This window comes from Vibrio tapetis subsp. tapetis (assembly GCF_900233005.1).
Lineage (GTDB): Bacteria > Pseudomonadota > Gammaproteobacteria > Enterobacterales > Vibrionaceae > Vibrio > Vibrio tapetis.
This window is the reverse complement of record NZ_LT960611.1, coordinates 18,283-39,986: the sequence shown is the minus strand read 5'-3', so window position 1 is coordinate 39,986 and position 21,704 is coordinate 18,283. Positions and strand designations below refer to the sequence as shown.

Annotated in this window: 20 protein-coding genes, 10 tRNA genes, 1 rRNA gene and 2 pseudogenes; 26 read left to right on the top strand and 7 right to left on the bottom strand. The window is 44.0% G+C overall.

All coding sequences use genetic code 11. The features are described 5' to 3' along the window. Positions 1-30: 30 nt before the first annotated feature. From VTAP4600_RS00245 to ruvX, 6 genes are all read left to right on the top strand, one after another. Positions 31-531: a SprT family zinc-dependent metalloprotease gene (locus VTAP4600_RS00245; protein ID WP_102520956.1), complete on the top strand. Its 501-nt coding sequence runs from the start codon at positions 31-33 to the stop codon at positions 529-531. Between the two features lie 72 nt (positions 532-603). Continuing rightward, a complete protein-coding gene (locus tag VTAP4600_RS00240; RefSeq protein ID WP_102520955.1) occupies positions 604-1,302 on the top strand; it encodes an endonuclease in 699 nt (232 codons plus the stop codon). Between the two features lie 81 nt (positions 1,303-1,383). After that, positions 1,384-2,115, top strand: coding sequence for a 16S rRNA (uracil(1498)-N(3))-methyltransferase (gene rsmE / locus VTAP4600_RS00235; RefSeq protein WP_102520954.1), 732 nt, complete (start codon positions 1,384-1,386; stop codon positions 2,113-2,115). 13 nt (positions 2,116-2,128) lie between these two features. Next, positions 2,129-3,076, top strand: a complete 948-nt coding sequence (gene gshB / locus VTAP4600_RS00230; RefSeq protein WP_102520953.1) for a glutathione synthase — start codon at positions 2,129-2,131, stop codon at positions 3,074-3,076. Positions 3,077-3,139: 63 nt separating this feature from the next. Further along, entirely contained in the window at positions 3,140-3,706 is a 567-nt protein-coding gene (locus VTAP4600_RS00225; RefSeq protein ID WP_102520952.1) for a YqgE/AlgH family protein, read from the top strand. A gap of 103 nt (positions 3,707-3,809) precedes the next feature. Next, positions 3,810-4,232, top strand: coding sequence for a Holliday junction resolvase RuvX (gene ruvX, locus VTAP4600_RS00220; protein WP_102520951.1), 423 nt, complete (start codon positions 3,810-3,812; stop codon positions 4,230-4,232). A gap of 143 nt (positions 4,233-4,375) precedes the next feature. Here the strand turns inward: ruvX and VTAP4600_RS00215 are convergent, their stop codons facing one another. Together VTAP4600_RS00215 and VTAP4600_RS00210 are read right to left on the bottom strand one after the other, a co-directional pair. Beyond that, entirely contained in the window at positions 4,376-5,482 is a 1,107-nt protein-coding gene (locus tag VTAP4600_RS00215; RefSeq protein WP_102520950.1) for a PilT/PilU family type 4a pilus ATPase, read from the bottom strand. Positions 5,483-5,490: 8 nt separating this feature from the next. Continuing rightward, the gene (locus tag VTAP4600_RS00210) at positions 5,491-6,528 is read right to left on the bottom strand and encodes a type IV pilus twitching motility protein PilT (RefSeq protein ID WP_102520949.1); all 1,038 of its coding nucleotides are present in this window, start codon (positions 6,526-6,528) and stop codon (positions 5,491-5,493) included. A gap of 24 nt (positions 6,529-6,552) precedes the next feature. Here VTAP4600_RS00210 and VTAP4600_RS00205 point away from each other — a divergent pair, with 24 nt between their 5' ends. From VTAP4600_RS00205 to hemW, 7 genes are read left to right on the top strand one after another with little or no spacing between them, the layout of a single operon-like run. After that, positions 6,553-7,263 carry a YggS family pyridoxal phosphate-dependent enzyme gene (locus VTAP4600_RS00205; protein WP_102520948.1) on the top strand — a complete coding sequence of 237 codons (711 nt, stop codon included), beginning with the start codon at positions 6,553-6,555 and terminating at the stop codon, positions 7,261-7,263. 55 nt (positions 7,264-7,318) lie between these two features. After that, a complete protein-coding gene (proC, locus tag VTAP4600_RS00200) occupies positions 7,319-8,137 on the top strand; it encodes a pyrroline-5-carboxylate reductase (RefSeq protein WP_102520947.1) in 819 nt (272 codons plus the stop codon). A 16-nt stretch (positions 8,138-8,153) separates the two neighbouring features. After that, entirely contained in the window at positions 8,154-8,711 is a 558-nt protein-coding gene (locus VTAP4600_RS00195; protein WP_102520946.1) for a YggT family protein, read from the top strand. Further along, positions 8,711-9,001, top strand: coding sequence for a DUF167 family protein YggU (gene yggU / locus VTAP4600_RS00190; protein WP_102520945.1), 291 nt, complete (start codon positions 8,711-8,713; stop codon positions 8,999-9,001). The genes VTAP4600_RS00195 and yggU overlap by 1 nt, the downstream gene beginning before the upstream one ends. Before the next feature lie 23 nt (positions 9,002-9,024). Beyond that, positions 9,025-9,456: a DUF4426 domain-containing protein gene (locus VTAP4600_RS00185; RefSeq protein WP_102520944.1), complete on the top strand. Its 432-nt coding sequence runs from the start codon at positions 9,025-9,027 to the stop codon at positions 9,454-9,456. A 53-nt stretch (positions 9,457-9,509) separates the two neighbouring features. After that, positions 9,510-10,109 (top strand): XTP/dITP diphosphatase, encoded by a 600-nt coding sequence (locus VTAP4600_RS00180; RefSeq protein WP_102520943.1) that lies wholly within the window; start codon positions 9,510-9,512, stop codon positions 10,107-10,109. After that, positions 10,109-11,269 carry a radical SAM family heme chaperone HemW gene (gene hemW / locus VTAP4600_RS00175; protein ID WP_102520942.1) on the top strand — a complete coding sequence of 387 codons (1,161 nt, stop codon included), beginning with the start codon at positions 10,109-10,111 and terminating at the stop codon, positions 11,267-11,269. Before VTAP4600_RS00180 ends, hemW begins: the two co-directional genes overlap by 1 nt. A gap of 188 nt (positions 11,270-11,457) precedes the next feature. On the opposite strand, the pseudogene glsB reads toward hemW, so the two are convergent. After that, a pseudogene (gene glsB / locus VTAP4600_RS00170) lies at positions 11,458-12,378 on the bottom strand (glutaminase B). Between the two features lie 298 nt (positions 12,379-12,676). Beyond that, positions 12,677-13,396: a tRNA (guanosine(46)-N7)-methyltransferase TrmB gene (gene trmB / locus VTAP4600_RS00165; RefSeq protein ID WP_102520941.1), complete on the bottom strand. Its 720-nt coding sequence runs from the start codon at positions 13,394-13,396 to the stop codon at positions 12,677-12,679. Between the two features lie 171 nt (positions 13,397-13,567). On the opposite strand from trmB, the gene mutY reads away from it, so the two are divergent. From mutY to VTAP4600_RS00095, 13 genes are all read left to right on the top strand, one after another. Then, positions 13,568-14,620: an A/G-specific adenine glycosylase gene (gene mutY, locus VTAP4600_RS00160; protein WP_102520940.1), complete on the top strand. Its 1,053-nt coding sequence runs from the start codon at positions 13,568-13,570 to the stop codon at positions 14,618-14,620. A 9-nt stretch (positions 14,621-14,629) separates the two neighbouring features. After that, on the top strand, positions 14,630-14,902 hold the full coding sequence (locus VTAP4600_RS00155; RefSeq protein WP_102520939.1) for an oxidative damage protection protein: 273 nt from the start codon (positions 14,630-14,632) through the stop codon (positions 14,900-14,902). Between the two features lie 86 nt (positions 14,903-14,988). Beyond that, complete coding sequence (gene mltC / locus VTAP4600_RS00150; RefSeq protein WP_102520938.1) at positions 14,989-16,125, top strand: membrane-bound lytic murein transglycosylase MltC; 1,137 nt, start codon at positions 14,989-14,991, stop codon at positions 16,123-16,125. Positions 16,126-16,239: 114 nt separating this feature from the next. Continuing rightward, positions 16,240-16,315: transfer RNA gene (locus tag VTAP4600_RS00145), tRNA-Phe, on the top strand. A gap of 64 nt (positions 16,316-16,379) precedes the next feature. Continuing rightward, a tRNA-Thr gene (locus VTAP4600_RS00140) sits at positions 16,380-16,455 on the top strand. 7 nt (positions 16,456-16,462) lie between these two features. Then, a tRNA-Phe gene (locus VTAP4600_RS00135) sits at positions 16,463-16,538 on the top strand. A 65-nt stretch (positions 16,539-16,603) separates the two neighbouring features. Further along, positions 16,604-16,679 (top strand) — tRNA-Asn (locus VTAP4600_RS00130). Positions 16,680-16,964: 285 nt separating this feature from the next. Continuing rightward, the gene (locus VTAP4600_RS00125; RefSeq protein ID WP_102520937.1) at positions 16,965-18,590 is read left to right on the top strand and encodes a methyl-accepting chemotaxis protein; all 1,626 of its coding nucleotides are present in this window, start codon (positions 16,965-16,967) and stop codon (positions 18,588-18,590) included. A gap of 243 nt (positions 18,591-18,833) precedes the next feature. After that, a tRNA-Phe gene (locus tag VTAP4600_RS00115) sits at positions 18,834-18,909 on the top strand. Positions 18,910-18,966: 57 nt separating this feature from the next. Further along, positions 18,967-19,042 (top strand) — tRNA-Thr (locus tag VTAP4600_RS00110). Positions 19,043-19,065: 23 nt separating this feature from the next. After that, positions 19,066-19,141 (top strand) — tRNA-Asn (locus tag VTAP4600_RS00105). A gap of 48 nt (positions 19,142-19,189) precedes the next feature. Continuing rightward, positions 19,190-19,265, top strand: a tRNA-Thr gene (locus VTAP4600_RS00100). Between the two features lie 22 nt (positions 19,266-19,287). Continuing rightward, a tRNA-Asn gene (locus VTAP4600_RS00095) sits at positions 19,288-19,363 on the top strand. 262 nt (positions 19,364-19,625) lie between these two features. Here VTAP4600_RS00095 and VTAP4600_RS00090 read toward each other — a convergent pair. The 3 genes and pseudogenes from VTAP4600_RS00090 to rrf form a co-directional block, all read right to left on the bottom strand. Beyond that, positions 19,626-21,051 (bottom strand): annotated as a pseudogene (locus VTAP4600_RS00090) (NAD-dependent succinate-semialdehyde dehydrogenase). A gap of 285 nt (positions 21,052-21,336) precedes the next feature. Beyond that, a tRNA-Asp gene (locus VTAP4600_RS00085) sits at positions 21,337-21,413 on the bottom strand. 67 nt (positions 21,414-21,480) lie between these two features. Continuing rightward, positions 21,481-21,596: ribosomal RNA gene (rrf, locus tag VTAP4600_RS00080) — 5S ribosomal RNA — on the bottom strand. Positions 21,597-21,704: the final 108 nt, after the last annotated feature.

Sequence of the window (21,704 nt, the reverse complement as noted above, 5' to 3'; positions counted from 1 at the left end):
TTTTAAATACAGCGCTTTAACCGAGGCAATGTGGTCAATATAGAATTAGAGTACGCCGCAAAAAAGAAAATAGCGCAATGCTTAGCTCAAGCAAAAACAACGTTTAAGCGAACGTTTCCTTCCCCCACGCTCAATTTTAATGTGCGCGGAAAAGTGGCAGGAAAAGCCTATTTACAACGTAATGAGATTCGCCTGAATCCAGTCCTTTTTGTGGAAAACCAACAAGACTTTATCAACGAAGTCATACCACATGAAGTGGCACATTTACTCACGTTTCAACTCTATGGGCGAGTAAAGCCTCATGGGAAAGAATGGCAATATGTCATGAGCCATGCTTTCAACGTCGCCCCTAGCACCACTCACCAATTTTCGACCCAATCCGTACAGGGTAAAACTTTTGCTTATCAGTGCCTCTGTAGTGAGCACGCACTCACCGTTCGTCGGCACAACAAAGTGATTCGCCGTCAAATGCAATACAGCTGCACTAAATGTAAGCAAGTACTGACTTTCACTGGCATCCAGCTTACTTAATATCTTGGCACTAATATAATTATCAATATCTTGCTACACTGATAATTACATTAATAAGATAAGCCACCAAGTATGTTGTTTCGCTATTCACTTATTTTTACAGCCCTTTTTTCCATCTCTGCATTTTCAGCACCGCCGAGTTCATTCAGCAAGGCAAAAAAAGAAGCCATTAAGATCTACTTTGACCACCCCACCAGCTTCTATTGTGGTTGTGACATTTCGTGGCAAGGTAAGAAAGGGAAACCAGATTTAGAAAGCTGTGGTTATCAGGTACGAAAGCAGCTAAAAAGAGCCAGTCGTATCGAATGGGAGCACGTTATGCCCGCTTGGAACTTCGGCCATCAGCGTCAATGCTGGCAAGAGGGGGGTCGTAAGAACTGCACCCGCAACGACAAAGCATTTAAAGCAATGGAAGCCGACTTGCACAACCTCACTCCCACTGTAGGCGAAGTCAATGGAGACCGCTCTAATTACCGCTTTAGCCAGTGGAATGGTATTGATGGTGTCAGTTACGGCATGTGTGAAATGCAGGTCAATTTCAAGCAACGGAAAGTGATGCCGCCAGATCGTGCTCGTGGGTCTATTGCGCGAACCTACCTGTACATGAGCCAAGAATATGGACTAAAGCTATCAAAGTCAGAGCAGCAGCTCATGCTTGTTTGGCATAAACAGTATCCCGTCGATGAATGGGAATGCACCCGCAATCAACGAATTAAGGGTATTCAAGGCAATGATAATCCATTTGTCACTCAAGAGTGCGCCTATAACTAACGAAAGTCATTCATCACACTTGTTTTTTATCCTTTAAGCATCCATGTTAAGCAAAAGCATTTAATCTATAGGACTGCCACCGTGAGAGTTCCTCGAATTTACCATCCCGAAGCCATCACCCAACTGGGTGAGCTCGCGCTAGATGAAGACGCAGCCGGTCATGTGGGCCGCGTATTACGAATGAAAGCAGGTCAAGAAATACTACTTTTTGACGGCACAGATCATGAGTATCCAGCCTCCATCACTGAAGTGACTAAAAAATCAGTGACCGTTTCTGTTGTAGAAAAGATCAGTAAAAGTATTGAATCCCCTCTGAATCTGCACTTAGGTCAGGTTATGTCTCGTGGCGACAAAATGGAATTCACGATTCAAAAGTCAGTAGAGCTAGGTGTAAACACCATCACCCCGCTGATTTCTGAGCGATGTGGCGTTAAGCTAGATCAAAAACGTTTTGAGAAAAAACTGGCTCAATGGCAGAAAATCGCCATCGCAGCATGCGAACAGTCCGGACGTAATACCGTACCCGTGATTCGCCCTATTATGCAACTTGAGCAGTGGTGCGCAGAACAAAGTGACGCACTCAAGTTAAACTTGCACCCTCGGGCAAAGTACTCAATTAACACCTTACCAGCGCCAGTTGAACGTGTACGTTTATTAATTGGACCTGAAGGTGGCTTGTCATCTGAAGAAATTTCGATGACTGAGAAGTACAAATTTGAAGAAACCTTATTAGGCCCAAGAGTGTTAAGAACTGAAACAGCAGCACTCACGGCAATCACAGCTTTACAGGTTCGCTTTGGCGATCTTGGATAATCGGAGAAGATCAATGATAAAACTTGGCATCGTGATGGACCCAATTTCATCCATCAATATCAAAAAAGATTCTAGCTTTGCCATGATGCTGGAAGCACAACGTCGTGGATGGGAAATCCACTATATGGAAATGAATGATCTTCATCTAGAGCAAGGTGTCGCAATTGCCGATACAAAAGTCGTCAGCTTAAAAGAAGATCCCAATGGCTGGTACGAATTTAAGTCAGAGCAAACCATCGAACTGTCTGAACTTGATGCCGTATTGATGCGTAAAGATCCACCATTTGATACCGAATACATATACGCGACCTACATTTTAGAACGTGCAGAAGAAAATGGCGCTCTCATCGTCAACAAGCCTCAAAGCTTACGTGATTGTAATGAAAAACTCTTTACTGCGTGGTTCCCAGAGCTAACACCAACCACAATTGTTACTCGTAAAGCTGAACGAATTAAAGCATTTAAAGAGCAACACGGCGATATTATTTTGAAACCGCTTGACGGTATGGGTGGCGCGTCTATTTTCCGTATCAAGAAAGACGACCCTAACGTTTCGGTGATCATCGAAACCTTGACCAACCATGGTCAAACTTACGCGATGGCACAAACTTTTGTACCTGATATCAGCAATGGCGATAAACGTATCTTGGTAGTAGATGGCGAAGCCATGCCTTACTGTCTCGCGCGAATCCCTGCAGAAGGTGAAACTCGTGGCAACCTAGCAGCAGGTGGTACCGGAGTCGTTCGCCCGTTGAGTGAAACAGATTTAGCAATAGCCAACGCGGTAGCGCCTACACTTAAAGAGAAAGGTCTAATTTTTGTTGGCCTTGATGTGATTGGCGACAAGCTCACTGAAATCAATGTCACCAGCCCAACCTGTATTCGCGAAATCGAAGGTGCTTTCGATATATCTATCACTGGTAAACTGATGGATGCCATTGAAAAGAAAATCAACGCCTAGCCCTTCAGTCTAAGTCGGTCAACTCATTGGCCGGCTAATTCCGCTCCCACTCTAGGAGAGATTATGAATCTAGCGAACCATTTCCTGGTTGCCATGCCAGGCATGCAAGACCCCTTCTTTCAACGCTCCGTTATCTATTTGTGTGAACACAATGATGAAGGCGCAATGGGTATTGTCATTAACTCCCCAATTGATATCTCCATTGGTACCATGTTAGAACAGGTCGATTTACCCACCTCTGTCCACCCAATGCTCAATCAACATAGTCTCCAAGAGCCAGTCTTCAACGGGGGACCGGTTTCAGAAGATCGTGGTTTTATCTTGCACAACCCTAAAGATGAATACCAATCTAGCATCAATATGACCAATGCACTTTCTGTTACGACCTCTAAAGACATACTTGAGGTTTTAGGCACTGAAGCGGAACCATTAAATTACATGGTCGCATTAGGATATTCAGGTTGGGATGCGGGTCAATTAGAAGTAGAATTGGCCGAAAACTCGTGGCTAACCATAGAAGCTGATCCGGATGTCATTTTCAATACACCGATCCAAGAGCGCTGGGAAAAAGCAGTGCAGATGCTGGGGATCGATGTGGCTCAGCTTTCTTCTCAAGTTGGTCATGGTTGAGAGCACAGTGCTAAAAGCAAAATACTAAAAACGAAATAAGAGCCTAGAACTTACTTCGCTTTTAGTCTTTCGCACTTAGAACTTATTTTTTAAAGAGAGAATCATGACTACACGTACGATTATGGCCTTTGACTATGGCACTAAGAGCATTGGCAGTGCCATCGGCCAGGAAATTACTGGTACGGCAACCCCACTAAAAGCCTTTAAAGCCAAAGATGGGATTCCTAGCTGGGAATTAATCGAAGCACAAATCAAAGAATGGCAACCTGATCTAGTGGTTGTAGGCTTACCTACCGACCTTCACGGCAAAGATTTAGAAACCATTGCACCACGAGCCAAAAAGTTCGCTAATCGTCTTAAGGGGCGCTTTGGCGTAGATATAGAGCTGCACGATGAAAGACTCTCTACCGCCGAAGCCCGTTCAAGCTTATTTGAAATGGGTGGCTACAAAGCACTCACCAAAGGCAACGTGGATTGCCAGTCAGCGGTGGTGATTTTAGAAAGTTGGTTTGAGTCGCAGTACTAAAGGCGAAGTGCTGAAAGTGAAGTACTAAAAGCGAGGTACTAAAAGCGAAGCTCTAAAGGCGAAGTCGCATCAACATGTTACTTCGCTCTTTACTTCGCTCTTAGTACTTAGTACTTAGTATTTAGTACTTCGCATTTCCGCCCCTACCCCATATCTATCTGCACACCATCCAATGCACCACCACCAAAACTATCACCACGTTTTGTTTTGAGCATTAAGCGTAGGTCGTTAGCAGAGTCTGCAGCGTGCATTGCATCTTCTTCGGTGATCTTATCCGCAATCACCAGATCGTATAAGCTTTGATCGAACGTTTTCATACCCGCTTCATTTGATTTGGCCATGGTACTCTTCAGTTCATGAAGATCACCACGACGGATCAACTCTGAGACTCTTGGGGTATTTAACAGAATTTCAAACACACCGTGACGGCCTTTTCCGTTTTTATCTCGGATCAACTGTTGAGCGACAACACCACGTAAGTTCATCGATAGATCAAACAAAAACTGCTCTTTTTGCTCTTTGGGTACTAAATGTAAGATCCGCTCGATCGCCTGATTCGCGTTATTAGCATGCAAAGTCGCCATACAAAGGTGCCCCGTTTCGGCAAAGGTCATGGCATATTGCATCGTATCTCTTGAGCGGATCTCTCCGATCAAAATCATATCAGGCGCTTGTCTTAATGAATTCTTCAATGCAATTTCATAACTGTCAGTATCAAGACCAACTTCACGCTGAGTGACAATGCACTTGCCATGTTGATGCACAAACTCTATGGGATCTTCTACCGTCAGAATATGACCACTGCGCTGCTGATTACGAAACCCTGTCATGGCGGCAAGTGTCGTCGATTTACCCGATCCTGTAGCACCAACAACCAACACCAAGCCTCGCTTGGCAATCGACATGTCCTGTAAAATATCAGGCAAGCTTAGTTCAGAAAAAGTTGGGATCTGGGTTTCAATGCGTCGGATCACCGCACCCGGTAATTCACGCTGAAAAAAAGCACTCACACGAAATCGGCCGCTGTCCCTCACAATGGCAAAGTTTGCTTCTTTATCACGCAAATACTCACCATGACGGACTTCATCCATGCTGCTATTTAACAGCGCGTGAACTTGGTGCTCGGTTAACGACTCACCTAAAGGTTGCATCTCACCATCAATACGCAGTAAACAAGGTGAACCCACGGTGATGTAAATATCCGAAGCTTGCTGAGACACCATTTGCGCCAAGATTTCAGTTAATCCCATAACGCCCCCTAAAAGCCTAAGTTATTCGATTCAAGCTTGTCAGCCACTTCTTGTGGGTCAACCGCACCTTGCGCTATCAATTGCCTTGCGTGTTGCTCTGTCGTTTGCATCCCCATTGCCGCGCCCGTTTGAATAACAGAATACATCTGCGCGACTTTGTCTTCTCTAATAAGGTTACGAATTGCGGGAGTAGCCAGCATGATTTCATGACAGGCAACGCGCCCGCCACCCAGGCGTTTAAGTAACTTCTGAGAAATAACCGCACGCAAAGACTCAGATAACATAGAACGCACCATGTCTTTATCTGCACCTGGGAAAACATCAATGATTCTGTCTACTGTTTTTGCCGCGCTGCTGGTGTGTAGCGTACCAAACACTAAGTGACCCGTTTCTGCCGCCGTTAACGCAAGGCTAATGGTTTCTTTGTCTCGTAACTCGCCCACCAGAATAACATCAGGATCTTCACGTAAAGCAGAACGCAGTGCCGCACTAAAGCTATGGGTATCTCGGTGAACTTCACGTTGGTTAATCAAGCATTTTTGGCTTTCATGAACAAATTCAATCGGGTCTTCAATCGTTAAAATGTGTTTGTTGTGATTGCGATTAACATAATCAACCATGGCTGCAAGGGTCGTTGATTTACCCGATCCGGTAGGACCCGTCACAAGAACAAGGCCTTTTTCGTAATTGGAGATCTGGGTAAAAATATCAGGAGCGGATATTTGGTCTAATGTCGGCACCGTGGTCGGGATGGTTCGAAACACAGCAGAACAACCACGGGACTGATTAAAAGCATTAACACGGAATCGCCCCACATTAGGCAGTTCAAATGAAAAATCCGTTTCTAGCTTTTCTTCAAACTCGGCACGTTGCGCATCGTTCATAATGTCGAACACCATTTTATGCACATCGCTATGACTAAATGCAGGCACTCCGAGCTTTCGTACATCGCCATCTACGCGAACCATTGGAGGAACACCCGCAGAAAGATGTAGATCTGATGCATTATGCTTTACACTAAAATCCAATAACTCAGTGATATCCATTTATAATCCTTAATAAAGTCAATTATGTGTAGTATTCAACAAAACATTCAGCAGATCACCGCACAAATTCGTCTTCTTGAACAAAAGTGTGGTCGAGCATCGGATTCGGTGCAACTTTTGGCAGTAAGTAAGACTAAGCCTATCGAAGCAGTCGCAAATGCTCTCGAAGCTGGTCAGCGCACTTTCGGCGAAAATTATGTTCAAGAAGGTGTTGATAAAGTTAATTATTTCTTAGAACACTATAGTAATAGTGACATAGAATGGCACTTTATTGGCCCTATTCAATCAAATAAAACTCGTCCTATTGCCGAGCATTTTAATTGGGTACATTCCGTTGATCGCGCCAAGATCGCACAACGCTTGAGTGATCAACGCCCAGAAAACATGTTACCGCTGCAGGTATTGATACAAGTGAATACCAGTGGAGAAACCAGTAAATCTGGCACCGATAACGAGCAAGTATTTGCTTTGGCTGAGTTGATAAATGCTCTGCCAAACCTCACATTAAGAGGATTGATGTCAATTCCTGCCAACGTCAGCGAATATTCAGATCAGCTAGCTGCATTCCAACAACTGGCCGCTTTGAAAGACGAACTCGCCAAGCAATACCCGACGGTAGACACGCTGTCGATGGGAATGAGTGGTGACATGGAAGCCGCAGTTGAAGCAGGCAGCACCATGGTAAGAATTGGCACAGCCATCTTTGGGGCTCGAGATTATGGGGCTAAAGGCTGAAGCAGGCTGGTTTAAAAAACAGAAAGAAACAACCGTATTTTGGTGAGGAAGTATCATGGAACATAAGCACATTGCTTTTATCGGCGCAGGGAATATGGCGCGTTCAATCATTGCCGGGCTGGTTGCCAGTGGCTACCCAGCCGATTGCATTACGGCGACGGCTCCAAGCCGCAATAATCTTGATGGGCTGGCGCAGCAATATCACATCAATACCACCAGCGATAATAACCTCGCCGTATCATTGGCCGATGTGGTGGTCTTGTCGGTAAAACCACAATTGATGGAAATGGTCTGTGCCGATCTCTCCGAGCATGATTACAGCACCAAACTGGTGATTTCTATTGCTGCGGGCATCACTTCAAAGCGTATTGAAGAAATGCTAAGCAGTAAGCTAAACCTAATCCGCGTGATGCCAAATACCCCGTCTTTGGTCGGCCAAGGCATGAGTGGGCTCTACGCGATGGACAGCGTATCGGATCAAGACAAACTCTTCTCTGAACAATTATTGTCTGCAGTAGGAGAAGTTTGCTGGGTTGAGCAAGAATCTGCCATCAATAACATCATTGCCGCCGCTGGCAGCGCACCTGCTTATTTCTTCCTGTTTATGGAGGCGATGCAAACTGAAGCGATCGCACAAGGTTTTGATGCACAAACAGCACGCTTACTGGTTCAACAATCTGCAATTGGTGCGGCTGAACTCGTGATAGCAAACCCCGACACTGAATTATCAACGCTTCGCGAACAAGTCACCTCAAAAGGGGGCACAACCGCCGAAGCATTGCGAACTTTTAATGAACACCAGCTTTCTGATATTGTCTCAAAAGCAATGCGTGCTGCAGTTACACGCGCACAAGAGATGGAAAAACTATTTTAAACCAAAAGGGTAAAAAATGAATTCAATGCACTTTTTAGTATCAACACTGTTTGATCTCTACATCATGGTGGTGATCTTGCGCATTTGGCTACAAGTCGCTCGCGCTGATTTTTACAATCCATTCTCACAATTTATCGTCAAAGCAACCCAGCCCGTTGTTGCACCACTACGCCGAGTGATCCCATCGATTGGTAGCCTAGATCTCGCCACCATTTTGTTTGCTTACTTGTTGTGTGTCCTTAAGTTTATTGCGATCGTCGCCATTTCTTCCGGTGGTAACTTTGCTTTTGATATCGGATTCCTATTCCTTGGTTTCTTATCATTGCTTAAAGCTGCTGGTGGCCTGCTGTTTTGGGTACTTTTACTGCGTGCAATTTTAAGCTGGGTTAGCCAAGGCCGTAGCCCAATTGAATACGTATTCCATCAATTAACTGAACCTATGTTAGCGCCAATTCGTCGTATACTGCCGGCAATGGGCGGTTTTGATTTAAGCGTACTGGTTCTGTTTATTGTGCTTCAATTCGCGAACTTCTTGATGGGCGATTTGATTGGCCAAATGTGGTACCAACTGTAGTGCTCAATGCGGTGAAACAAGATGGCGAAGACCTCGTGCTTCGCCTCTATATTCAACCTAAGGCAAGTCGTGACCAAATTGTTGGCCTCCATGGTGATGAAATAAAAATCGCGATTACCGCACCTCCGGTCGATGGTAAGGCCAACAGCCATCTGACTAAGTATTTAGCGAAACAATTCAAAGTGGCAAAAGGTCACATTGATATCGAAAAAGGTGAACTGGGTAGGCATAAACAAATAAGAGTCTGCTCACCAAGCCAAATTCCAGATACAATTTCAGCCCTCCTATGAGGGCTTTTTTATAAGGAAATATCATGAAAAAATGGGTCATCGCACTACTCTCTCTAGCTTGCTCTTTGCCATTATCAGCTGGACAGTTCAAGAACATCAAAGATGTCGAAGTCCATTATTCTGCATTCAATTCCACCTTCTTAACGGCAGATGTTGCACATCAATATAAGCTAAAAAGAAATGGCTACACGGCCATCATTAACATCAGTGTGTTAGATAAATCCAAAGCAGGCAAACCCGCTACCAGCGCGACGGTAACAGGCACCAGTAAAAACTTGATTGGCAACATTCGTCAGCTAGAGTTTAGAGAGGTAAAAGAAGGTAACGCCATTTATTATTTGGCTGAACTGCCTATCAACAACGAAGAAGTGCTGACTTTTGAACTGGATGTCGATTCCGGTATTAGCGGCAAAGGCAAACTCAAGTTCAACCAAAAATTCTATGTCGAAGACTGATTATTAAGTGGTATCCTTGCCGCCATAATCAACAATCGAATTAGGGATCACCCATGAGCAAATTGGTATTGGCAACAGGTAACCAAGGCAAAGTAAAAGAAATGGCAACCTTGCTATCTGACTTTGGTTTTGACGTTGTCGCGCAAAGCGAATTTCAAGTATCTGAAGTTGCGGAAACCGGCACGACATTCATTGAAAATGCCATCATCAAGGCTCGCCATGCAGCGCTAGAAACGGGCTTACCAGCCATTGCTGATGACTCAGGTTTAGAAGTTGACTGCCTACAAGGCGCACCGGGGATCTACTCTGCTCGTTATGCTGGTGAAAACGCAACGGATCAACAGAACTTAGAAAAACTGCTTGATGCGATGACCGATGTACCAGAAGCACAACGCAGTGCTCGCTTCCATTGTGTATTGGTGTTGATGCGTCATGCAAACGACCCAACGCCTATTGTTTGCCATGGAAAATGGGAAGGTCGCATTCTTTCTAAAGCACATGGCGACAATGGTTTTGGTTACGATCCGGTATTCTTTGTTCCAGAAGATAACTGTGCCTCAGCGGAGCTTGAACCCGTTCGAAAAAAACAATTGTCTCATCGTGGTAAAGCGTTAGAGCAACTGTTCGCAACTATTCAAAAGCAAGGTTTGTAATGACGAGCCTTGTTCCACCAGCACTGAGCTTATACGTCCATATTCCATGGTGCGTACAAAAATGTCCTTATTGCGATTTTAACTCGCACGCACTCAAGAATGACATTCCAGAGCGAGAGTACATCGACGCCTTATTGGAAGATTTGGATACCGATATTTCTCGCTATAAACTGTCGGATAACCCGCGCCTACTGCACTCTATTTTTATTGGTGGAGGCACACCAAGCTTAATTAAACCTGAAGAGATCACACGGTTATTAAAAGGCATCGAACAACGCCTGCCTTTTAAACCTGACATCGAAATCACCATGGAAGCAAACCCCGGCACCATCGAAGCCGACCGTTTTGAACAATACAGAAAAGGCGGTGTTACGAGAATTTCCATTGGTGTGCAAAGCTTTGAGGACAGCAAGCTTAAACGCTTAGGTCGTATTCATGGGTCAAAGGAAGCCATCAATGCAGCCAATTTGGCGCATAATATTGGTCTCACGAGTTTTAACCTCGACTTAATGCACGGGTTACCTGATCAAACACCAGAACAAGCACTCCTTGATTTAGATAAAGCGATAGAGCTAACTCCTCCGCATTTGTCTTGGTATCAGCTCACCATCGAACCCAACACGCTATTTCACTCAAAACCACCAACATTGCCGGATGAAGACGACCTATGGGACATCTTTGATTTAGGGCATCAGAAGCTAACAGCGGCTGGCTATGTGCAGTATGAAACCTCGGGCTACAGTAAGCCGGGTTATCAATGCCAGCATAATCTTAATTATTGGCGTTTTGGTGATTACCTAGGAATAGGTTGTGGAGCACACGGGAAGCTTAGCTTTAGTGATGGCAAAATTCTTCGTACCACTAAGGTCAAACACCCTCGTGGCTACTTGAATTTAATCAAACCGTATTTGGACTCAGAGACAGAAGTACCTATTGCAGACCGTCCATTTGAGTTCTTTATCAACCGTTTTAGGCTATTGGAATCCTGCCCTAAGCAAGATTTTACTGCGACAACAGGGCAAGATCTGAGTGCGATTCAAACCACCATTGATTGGGCGGTAGAAAAACAATATCTAACCGAAACCAACACACACTGGCAGATCACAGAAAAAGGGAAATTATTTCTAAATGATCTACTTGAAGCCTTTATGGCTGACTAACTAGATCCACTCTGAAATAGATTATAAAGCAATTAGATCATAGTAACCCAAATACTAACCGATCTAACCAAAGTACCAGTTAACCTTTGATTTATAATACATTGATAGCATTTAGCCTACAGTAGGCTAAATGCTATTTTAGCTGTACCAGCTTAAAGGTTCACCATTATTCCAAGCTTCAATTGGTACTAGAAAATTGAACGACCAATCCGTTCAGATAGCAATTCTAGTGCTCGAGTACCCGCTAACGAGTTACCTGAAAAATCGAGCTCTGGAGACCATACTGCAATCGTCATCTCACCTGGAACAATGGCAATAATACTGCCACCAACGCCTGATTTTCCCGGCATACCGACTCGCTAAGCAAACTCACCGGCTCCATCGTACAAACCGCAAGTCGCCAATAACGCATTCAACTGCTTTGACTGGGTAGAAGTGATAATTTGCTTTCCGCTTTGAACAGAAGTGCCTTTGTTAGCCAAATAACTGAATGTTTTCGCCAAATCTACACAACTCATCTTTAAAGCACAGGCATGAAAATAGTTATTCAATACGGGGATAACATCGTTATCAAAATTACCAAAAGATCGCATTAAATAAGCAATGGCCGTATTACGGTCGCTATTGAGCATCTCAGATGCCGCTACGACCTTGTCGTAGACAATATGTGTATCACCTGACAGTTGGCGTACAAACTCCAATAAATGTTGCCTAGGGGCAGACAGACGGCTTTGCAATAAGTCCGCAATCACAATGGCACCCGCGTTGATAAACGGGTTTCTTGGAATGCCTTTTTCCATCTCTAGCTGAATCATCGAATTAAAGGCTTGGCCTGACGGTTCTTTACCCACTCTTTGCCAAATTTCTTCAGGTCTATATAACACCATCGCTAGAGTTAGGCTTAACGCTTTAGAAATTGACTGAATCGAAAAAGCTTCGTCAGCATCTCCTGCTTTAATCACCTCTCCATTATTGGTGTACACTGCAATAGCCAGCTTGTTGGCCGACACTTTGGCAAGTGCTGGGATGTAATTTGCTACATTTCCCCGACCAATTAAAGGGCGAACTTCATCCAAAATATCGGACAATATTTGTTGTGTCGGTTTCATTTTATGACCTATAAAGAATGACGTTCAGTACCGCCAAAGGGCAAAAAAGCCAACATAACATCATGTTGGCTTTTGAAAAGAGTAGAGTTCGCTGCGCGAAATCGAATACAGAGACGGGCTTCGCCCTAAGGTTACAGAAAAAACTAGAACGCTTCGCTGCTAGATACTAGACCGCTTCGCTCCTATAAAATCAAAAGCACTTATTTCTTAGCTCTTATAGTCTCTAGTCTCTAGTCTCTAGTCTCTAGTCTCTAAATAAGCGAAGCGCATTCTGTATTCTGTATTCTGTAATCTGCTCTTAACTCACACGCTTAAATTTAATATCCCACACGCCGTGACCTAAACGGTGACCACGTGCTTCAAACTTAGTCAGTGGACGCTCTTCAGGGCGTTCGATGTAATCACCATCTGCTGCAATATTTACAAAACCCGGCGCCACGTTCATCACTTCAATCATGTGCTCTGCATAGTTTTCCCAATCCGTTGCCATATGGAAAACACCGGTTTCAAGAGCAAGCTTACCACGCACCATTTCAGCGAATTCAGCTTTAACAATACGGCGCTTATGGTGACGCGCTTTATGCCATGGGTCTGGGAAGAATAACTGCAGAGTGTGTAGGCTGTTATCTGGAATCATTTTTTCGAAAACTTCTACCGCATCGTGGCACATAACACGTAGGTTAGTTACACTAGCATCACGAGCAGAAGCCAAACAAGCACCAACACCTGGGCTGTGAACTTCAATGCCGATAAAGTTTTTCTCTGGCGCATTTTTTGCCATTTCTACCAATGACGCACCCATGCCGAAGCCGATTTCTAAAACAACTGGGTTGTTATTACCAAACACTTCATTCCAATCAAGCAAGGTTTCTTGGAAATCAATACCCATCGTTGGCCAGCACTCATTCATCGAGTTTTCTTGCCCTTTAGTTAAACGGCCTTCACGACGAACAAAACTACGTATTTTACGTACTAGCTTGCCATCTTCTGTGTATTCGTTGGTGGTCACTTCACTCATTGGTATTTTGCCTGCACATTGATTAATCGATCGAAGCGGGGATTATCCAAAGAATTGGCATTAGTGCAAGTATTTCTCGCTCCAATATCCCCTACAAATTGTGTGTTTTACATCCACTGCTAAGTGTGGTGCAATTTTACTCCAATTAAATATAGATGGTAAGAGCTACTCGTGTCCCCTTTTGCATCCGCTATTTTAGAGTGGTATGACGTTTATGGTCGTAAAAATCTACCATGGCAACAAAACAAAACCGCTTATAGCGTTTGGCTTTCAGAGATCATGCTTCAGCAAACTCAAGTCGCTACGGTTATTCCTTATTTTCTAAGGTTTTTAGAGCGCTTTCCGACCGTTGAAGCACTAGCACAAGCCGAACAAGATGAAGTCCTACATTTATGGACAGGCTTGGGCTATTACGCTCGTGCGAGAAACCTGCATAAAGCTGCTCAGCTGGTTGTTTCTGACCATAATGGGCAATTTCCGCAAGATCTTGAACAAATGAATGCCTTACCGGGAATCGGCCGATCCACTGCTGCGGCTGTTTTATCTTCTGTTTATAAGCTGCCTCACGCCATTTTAGACGGCAATGTGAAGCGCACTTTAAGTCGTAGCTTCGCAATCGAAGGTTGGCCAGGACAAAAAAAAGTAGAAAACCAACTGTGGGAAATCGCTGAGCAACACACACCGGATGTTGATGTCGACAAATACAATCAGGCCATGATGGACATGGGTGCAACGGTTTGTACCCGCAGTAAGCCCAAATGTGAACTGTGCCCTGTAACTCAAATGTGTGAAGCAAAAAAACAGCTCCGACAACTTGATTTTCCGACCAAAAAACCAAAAAAGGAAAAACCGACCAAACAAACTTGGTTCGCTATTTTCCATTACAACGGTCAGGTTTGGTTAGAGCAAAGACCTCAAGTTGGGATATGGGGCGGGCTATTTTGTTTCCCTCAAAATGAAACTGAAGATCTTAACGATCTTCTTGATACTAAAGGTATTCAAGAAATACACATTAACCGACGAGAACCTCTGATCGCGTTTAAACATACTTTTAGCCACTACCATCTTGATATTACGCCCGTTCTGTTTGATCTAAATAGCCAACCGAATATGGTGATGGAAGCGGGCAATAGTCTCTGGTATAACTTAGCTAACCCCGAAACAATTGGCTTAGCTGCTCCTGTAAAGCAACTTCTCGAAAGCCTCCAATTCGAACTCAATTAAGGAATCATTATGAGCCGCACTGTAACTTGTGTTCATTTGCAAAAAGAAGCCGAAGGTCTTGATTTTCAACTTTACCCAGGCGATCTTGGTAAGCGAATTTTCGACAGCATCTCCAAAGAAGCTTGGGCCATGTGGCAGAGCAAGCAAACGATGCTAATTAACGAAAAAAAGCTAAACATGATGGATCCAGAACATCGAAAACTGCTTGAAACTGAAATGGTCAATTTCTTATTCGAAGGAAAAGAAGTCATCATCGAAGGCTACACGCCACCTAGCGAGTAGCAAATTAGAGTTGATTTGCTTACCTTTTAGACAAAAAAATGACATCATGGCCTCAGGTTATGGTGTCATTTTTATTTAGGTTTCCGATGAGAAAATTGCTTTATTTCGCCCTCACATTATTGCTAGTTGGCTGCAGCCGAGAGTTTGTTGAAAGCATGTATAGCATTGATTATGAGCCAACTAATCGATTTGCCAAAAACCTCGCCCAGCTTCCCGGTCAGTTTCAAAAAGACATAGGGGCACTAGACGCCCTAATCAGTAGCTTCTCAGGCAATATCGAAAAACGTTGGGGTAAAGACAACGTTAAGATGGCAGGTAAGAGTAACTATGTAAAATACATAGACAACTACATGAGCCGTGCGGAAGTGGATTTCTCCAAAGGTGTCATCACGATAGGAACCGTTTCTCCTACTGAGCCAGAAAAGCATCTTAAAAATGCAATCATCACAACACTGCTCACACCAGATGATCCCGCAAGTGTCGATCTTTACTCTTCATCGAATATAAAACTTGAAGGGCAGCCGTTCTTATACAAACAAGTTCTCGATCAAGATAAAAAGCCCATTCAATGGTCATGGCGAGCTAATCGCTTTGCCGATTACTTGATAGCAAACAAAATCAAAACCAAAAAAGTCGACTTCAAAAAGTCCTATTATGTCGAAATCCCGATGACTAAGGACCACTTTAGCGTTCGAAGCTATAAATACGCTGATATTGTCCGTCGGGCATCTACACGCTATGACATCCCCGAAGATCTCATTTACGCCATCATTAAAACGGAGAGCAGCTTCAACCCTTATGCGGTTAGCTGGGCTAATGCGTATGGCTTAATGCAAGTCGTTCCTAAAACCGCAGGTAAAGACGTATTTCACCTAGTAAAGAAAAAACCTGGTCAACCTAGCCCTGAGTACTTATTCGATCCGGAGAAAAACATTGATACGGGCACCGCTTATTTCTACATATTGAAGAACCGTTACCTAAAAGACGTCAAACACCCAACCTCACTTGAGTACAGTATGATTTCAGCGTACAACGGAGGAACTGGTGGAGTATTGAACACCTTCAATAAAAATGATCGAAAAAGAGCCATGCGCGACCTTAATTCGTTGCAACCAAATCAAGTTTATTGGGCTTTAACCAAAAAACATCCAAATAATGAAGCACGCCGATACCTAGAAAAAGTGACTAAATTCAAACGTGATTTCAATTCCGGACAAGGATAATGGCCTTTTTTGTACAATAACCCAGCAAATAAGCACTTTTTTTAAGTTTTTTAAGTTTTTTTTAAAAAAACCTATTGACGGTTAGGCCGAAAAGCCGTTTAATAGCGCCCCGTTGCCCGGATAGCTCAGTCGGTAGAGCAGAGGATTGAAAATCCTCGTGTCGGTGGTTCGATTCCGCCTCCGGGCACCACAATTTGATTTGTTGGTGTCTAAGTAAAATTAAGCACGAACATAGAGCAATAAGAATTTAGTGTGCCGACTTAGCTCAGTAGGTAGAGCAACTGACTTGTAATCAGTAGGTCACCAGTTCGACTCCGGTAGTCGGCACCATTCTTTTGCCTCGATAGCTCAGTCGGTAGAGCAGAGGATTGAAAATCCTCGTGTCGGTGGTTCGATTCCGCCTCGAGGCACCACTTTTAAATTGATTGGCATTTTTAATGAACAATTGATTGAAAGCGTGTCATTGACACAAACCTGTTCCCTTTTAGTTCAGTTGGTAGAACGCCGGACTGTTAATCCGTATGTCGCTGGTTCAAGTCCAGCAAAGGGAGCCACATTTAAAAAAACCAAGTCGAAAGACTTGGTTTTTTTTCGCCTGTAGAAAAGTAAACCATCGAATGCACTCGCCCTTCCGCCTTCCAAGATAAAACTCTCACAAACTGTTATCTCAATCTCATTTTGACTCATTTTTTGCTAGAAATTTAATCCCTATCATAGTTTCGAAACCTTATTGAAGTAATCGCTAAAGAGTGCCTCTCTGTTGGCGATATGATTGTATCAATACTAATTACAGCCATATTCGGCAATAAACCCTGTGCATGTCGTACACTGAGGCCTCCATGAAATTAAAAACCCAATCTTATTTGCTGTCAGCAATAATCTTAATTGCCTTACTTGCTCTTACCGCAACAGGTCTATGGACATTAAGAGTCGCAAGCGATCAAGACAATCAAGCTCGAGTGAATGAGCTATTCAAAAGTACCTACTCTACGTTGAATCAAATTGAAAAAATGGCCATTGATGGCACTCTCGAAGAAAACGAAGCCAAAGCTTTAGCAACTCGAATTCTTCAAAACAATATCTACAAAGATAATGAGTACGTTTATGTGGCCGATGAAAAGCTCAATTTCATCGCAGCACCTCTAGACCCTCAACTACATGGAACAAGCTTCCATGACTTCAAAGACAGTAACGGTGGCAGTGTAGGTAGTATTCTAGAAAGAGCGGTCGCGTCATCCCCAGGACAAATAGCGCAATACACATGGACGATGAAACTGCCAGACGGCACGATTGAAGAAAAACTGTCTATCGCGGAAAAGTCTGACCATTGGGGCTGGTATGTGGGGACTGGCATTGGTTTCAATGAAGTTAATGAACGCTTCTGGTCAACAGCTCGTTGGCAGCTATTTTTATGCTTGTTAATCGGTGGGTCTATTTTTGCCACACTGCTCATCGCTATTCGCCGAATCATCGCCCTATTAGGTGGTGAGCCTCAAGAGGTTCGTAACGCGGTACAAGCTGTCGCTGCAGGTAAGATCCATACTTCATTTGAACATGAAGCGGAATCAGGCAGCATATATCATGCGGTACAACAAATGAGCTTATCATTAGCCCAACTGGTGACTAATCTAGAGCGCTCCACAGTAGAGCTAAAACAAGAACTCTCTGATGTTGAATCGAGAGCGGGTACCATTGCTTCTCTTACGGAGACCCAACAGCAGTCAACGGAGATGATAGCCACTGCAATGACCGAAATGGCATCTTCAGCAAATAACGTAGCCGATTCGGCACGAGAGACAGCAAACAACACTGATGAGGCCGATAACCAAAGCCAGCGCACCCAAGGACTGATTCTAAGCACAGTAAGTAATATCGAAGGACTTGCTGAACAACTTGGTACTGCAAGCCAAGCTGTGTCTGATCTTGGCAATGATGTCAACAATATAGCGCGCGTCCTAGATGTAATTGGTGATATCGCTGAGCAAACTAACTTATTGGCTTTAAACGCAGCGATTGAAGCGGCACGAGCTGGTGAACAAGGCCGTGGATTTGCAGTCGTGGCTGACGAAGTTCGAAACCTTGCTGGTCGCACTCAAAATAGTACAAAAGAAATTCAAGAAATGATCGGCAACCTACAGGAAGGTTCTCGCCATGCTATTGGTACGATGGAAGTGTGTGCGGATACCAGTCAATCCACGGTTATTGAGTCGCGTAACGCATCAGAAGCCTTACAACATATCGTTGAGGCTTTAGAGACAATTACCTCCATGAGTCACCAAATTGCCACCGCAGCTGCGGAGCAGACACAAGTCGGAGATGATATTTCGCAAAGAATCAATATGATTGAAGAAAGTGGTAATCAGTTAAGCACTGTTGTTGCCAAGAGTCATAGCAGCACTCAAACCCTATCTAAACTATCAACCGAGCTTGAAAGTTGGGTCAGTAAATTCTCAATTCAAAAATAATTGCCACTAATCCTAATCAAAGCACGCAACTTTATGCGTGCTTTTAGGTGGTTTACTCGTCATATATCAAGATATTCATCAAACATAAAACAAGATCCATCAATGAAAACACCTTAGGGAAGGGTGTTTTTCACCCTCCAACGACTAAAAACACCCCACTACGTATAGAAAATCAGCAAACGATAGTTTTTTTTAAATTTAATGTTGACGTTAAACGCGAAAAACCGTTTAATACACCTCGTTGCCCGGATAGCTCAGTCGGTAGAGCAGAGGATTGAAAATCCTCGTGTCGGTGGTTCGATTCCGCCTCCGGGCACCACGATTTAAATTGTTGGTGTCTAACGTAAGTAACACGGACAATAAAAGAATAAAGTGTGCCGACTTAGCTCAGTAGGTAGAGCAACTGACTTGTAATCAGTAGGTCACCAGTTCGACTCCGGTAGTCGGCACCATTATTTAGCTTTAGAAAACCTGTTCCCTTTTAGTTCAGTTGGTAGAACGCCGGACTGTTAATCCGTATGTCGCTGGTTCAAGTCCAGCAAAGGGAGCCACATTAAGTAGCTAACGTTCTGAACAAACGCTAGTGAAACAAAATTAGTGCCGACTTAGCTCAGTAGGTAGAGCAACTGACTTGTAATCAGTAGGTCACCAGTTCGACTCCGGTAGTCGGCACCATTTTTTGCTTTAGAAAACCTGTTCCCTTTTAGTTCAGTTGGTAGAACGCCGGACTGTTAATCCGTATGTCGCTGGTTCAAGTCCAGCAAAGGGAGCCACATTTAAAAAAACCAAGTCGAAAGACTTGGTTTTTTTTCGTCTGTAGGAAAGTGAAAAGATAGAATGCGCTACGCTTACTCGAGTACAGAGACGGGCTGCGCCCTGAGAATACAGAAAGAGCAGAAACTAGAAACTATAAGAGCAAAGCCCTTTTCTTTTGCTCTTATAGGAGCAAGACGGTCTAGCCTCTAGAAGCGCAGCGCTCAAGTCTCTTTCTGTATTCTGTATTCTGTATTCTGTATTCTGTATTCGCTCCTACCCCTAACTTACCCCCAAACAAACATACTTGGTACTCATATACTCCAATAACCCCTCCCTTGCGCCCTCTCTGCCAAACCCTGATTCTTTAATCCCACCGAAAGGGGCGACCTCAGTAGAAATAATTCCTTCATTAATCCCAACCATGCCGAACTCAAGTTTTTCCATCACTCGGTTGATCCTATTAATATTTTGGCTATAGAAATAGGCAGCCAAGCCATAGTTGGTATCATTTGCCATTGCGATAACTTCAGCCTCTTCTTTAAACCGAATAATCGATGCAATAGGGGCAAATAGCTCCTGATGAACAATATCCATAGAATGGGTAACATCAACCAACACAACGGGCTCTAAGAAGGCTCCTGCGCCCTTATTTGGCTGGCTGATTATCCTGGCACCTTGATCAACAGCATGGCTCACAACAGTTAATGCATTCGCTTTAGCTTGTATAGTTACCATAGGGCCGACATCAACATCCTTTTCTAGCCCATTCCCTACCGTTAGACTATTCACTCGCTTCAAAAATTTATCGATAAACGGCTCATAAATATCGTCATGGATATAAAAACGATTGGCACACACAAGTTTGACCTGCATTTCGATATTTAGATGCAATCGCTCCCGCTACAGCTAAGTCTATGTCCGCATCATCAAAAACAATAAACGGAGCATTGCCACCGAGCTCCATAGAAGTACGTTTCAGCGTTGAGGAACTTTGTGCTAACAATAATTTACCAATTTGAGTGGAGCCTGTGAAAGACAGCTTCTTGATATTAGGATGCGTCGTAAATATATTTCCAGCAGTAGCAGGGTCATTAACTACGACAACCTGTAGCAGAGCTTTCGGGATCCCAGCTTGATAAGCGAGCTCTGCAAGTGCTAACGCAGACAAAGGCGTTAACTCTGCAGGCTTTATCAACATTCCGCACCCTGCAGCGAGCGCAGGCGCAGCCTTTCTTGTGATCATAGCCAATGGGAAGTTCCAGGGCGTAATTGCGGCACAGACGCCAACGGGCTGCAATATAGTGCTCATTCTTTTATTGCTTGTTGTCCCAGGGATCGTTGCCCCATAACTACGTTTGGCTTCTTCAGCGAACCATTCAACAAATGAAGCCGCATAAAGAACTTCACCAAGACTTTCTGTAAGAGGTTTACCTTGCTCTAATGTCATGAGTCGAGCAAGGTCATGCTTATTAGCGATGATCAGGTCATACCAAGCTCTCAAACCCGTTGAGCGTTCTTTTGCTGGTAAATCTGCCCAGGCCTCTTGCCCATATTTCGCATCACTGACAGCTCGGTTAATTTGCTCTGAGCTCCATGTCGCAACACAAGCAATCTTTTCGTCATTCGCAGGGTTAGTCACAATCAACCCGTCACTTCCCTCGTAACTCATAGCCTGAAGTAATTTTTTATTATTTATATTTTTCATATGGTGTGCAGCAAGTATTGATAGGTGTCGTACAGCATACGAATAGGTACAAGGAAGAGCAAGGAAGGAAAAGAGGAGAGTTCGCTATACTGATGAGAATATAGATTACAGAATTCGTTGCGCTCGCGAGAATACAGAAAGAGCTAAGCGAGCTTTATAGTGGCTGAGCGTCCTCGTCCCCAGTTTCTGCTTTTTCTGTACTCTCAGGACGAAGTCCGTCTCTGTATTCTGTCTTTATTACAAACGTAAAAAAGCCCAAGTCGTAAGACTTGGGCTTAGTATAAGTGGCGGAGTGGACGGGACTCGAACCCGCGACCCCCGGCGTGACAGGCCGGTATTCTAACCAACTGAACTACCACTCCGCAGTGGAATACTCACAAAGTGAGTGTTCATATCTTTAGATTGGTCAATCTAAAGATTAAATTTAAAGCCTGGCGATGTCCTACTCTCACATGGGGAAACCCCACACTACCATCGGCGCTACTGCGTTTCACTTCTGAGTTCGGCATGGGATCAGGTGGGTCCGCAACGCTATGGTCGCCAAGCAAATTTTGAAGTTCGAAGTGCTAAGTTCTAAAAACTAAGTGCTTAAAGACAAGACTTCGGACTTATAATCTGGAAAGCTGTTTTTTGCTCCATACTTCGCTTTTAGC

What these genes read in the sequence shown, in the direction of transcription:
- VTAP4600_RS00240 (WP_102520955.1), top strand. Translation starts at nt 604, where the DNA reads ATGTTGTTTCGCTATTCACTTATTTTTACAGCCCTTTTTTCCATCTCT.
- gshB (WP_102520953.1), top strand. Translation starts at nt 2,129, where the DNA reads ATGATAAAACTTGGCATCGTGATGGACCCAATTTCATCCATCAATATC.
- VTAP4600_RS00225 (WP_102520952.1), top strand. Translation starts at nt 3,140, where the DNA reads ATGAATCTAGCGAACCATTTCCTGGTTGCCATGCCAGGCATGCAAGAC.
- ruvX (WP_102520951.1), top strand. Translation starts at nt 3,810, where the DNA reads ATGACTACACGTACGATTATGGCCTTTGACTATGGCACTAAGAGCATT.
- VTAP4600_RS00215 (WP_102520950.1), bottom strand. Translation starts at nt 5,482, where the DNA reads ATGGGATTAACTGAAATCTTGGCGCAAATGGTGTCTCAGCAAGCTTCG.
- VTAP4600_RS00210 (WP_102520949.1), bottom strand. Translation starts at nt 6,528, where the DNA reads ATGGATATCACTGAGTTATTGGATTTTAGTGTAAAGCATAATGCATCA.
- VTAP4600_RS00205 (WP_102520948.1), top strand. Translation starts at nt 6,553, where the DNA reads ATGTGTAGTATTCAACAAAACATTCAGCAGATCACCGCACAAATTCGT.
- proC (WP_102520947.1), top strand. Translation starts at nt 7,319, where the DNA reads ATGGAACATAAGCACATTGCTTTTATCGGCGCAGGGAATATGGCGCGT.
- VTAP4600_RS00195 (WP_102520946.1), top strand. Translation starts at nt 8,154, where the DNA reads ATGAATTCAATGCACTTTTTAGTATCAACACTGTTTGATCTCTACATC.
- VTAP4600_RS00185 (WP_102520944.1), top strand. Translation starts at nt 9,025, where the DNA reads ATGAAAAAATGGGTCATCGCACTACTCTCTCTAGCTTGCTCTTTGCCA.
- VTAP4600_RS00180 (WP_102520943.1), top strand. Translation starts at nt 9,510, where the DNA reads ATGAGCAAATTGGTATTGGCAACAGGTAACCAAGGCAAAGTAAAAGAA.
- hemW (WP_102520942.1), top strand. Translation starts at nt 10,109, where the DNA reads ATGACGAGCCTTGTTCCACCAGCACTGAGCTTATACGTCCATATTCCA.
- trmB (WP_102520941.1), bottom strand. Translation starts at nt 13,396, where the DNA reads ATGAGTGAAGTGACCACCAACGAATACACAGAAGATGGCAAGCTAGTA.
- VTAP4600_RS00155 (WP_102520939.1), top strand. Translation starts at nt 14,630, where the DNA reads ATGAGCCGCACTGTAACTTGTGTTCATTTGCAAAAAGAAGCCGAAGGT.
- mltC (WP_102520938.1), top strand. Translation starts at nt 14,989, where the DNA reads ATGAGAAAATTGCTTTATTTCGCCCTCACATTATTGCTAGTTGGCTGC.
- VTAP4600_RS00125 (WP_102520937.1), top strand. Translation starts at nt 16,965, where the DNA reads ATGAAATTAAAAACCCAATCTTATTTGCTGTCAGCAATAATCTTAATT.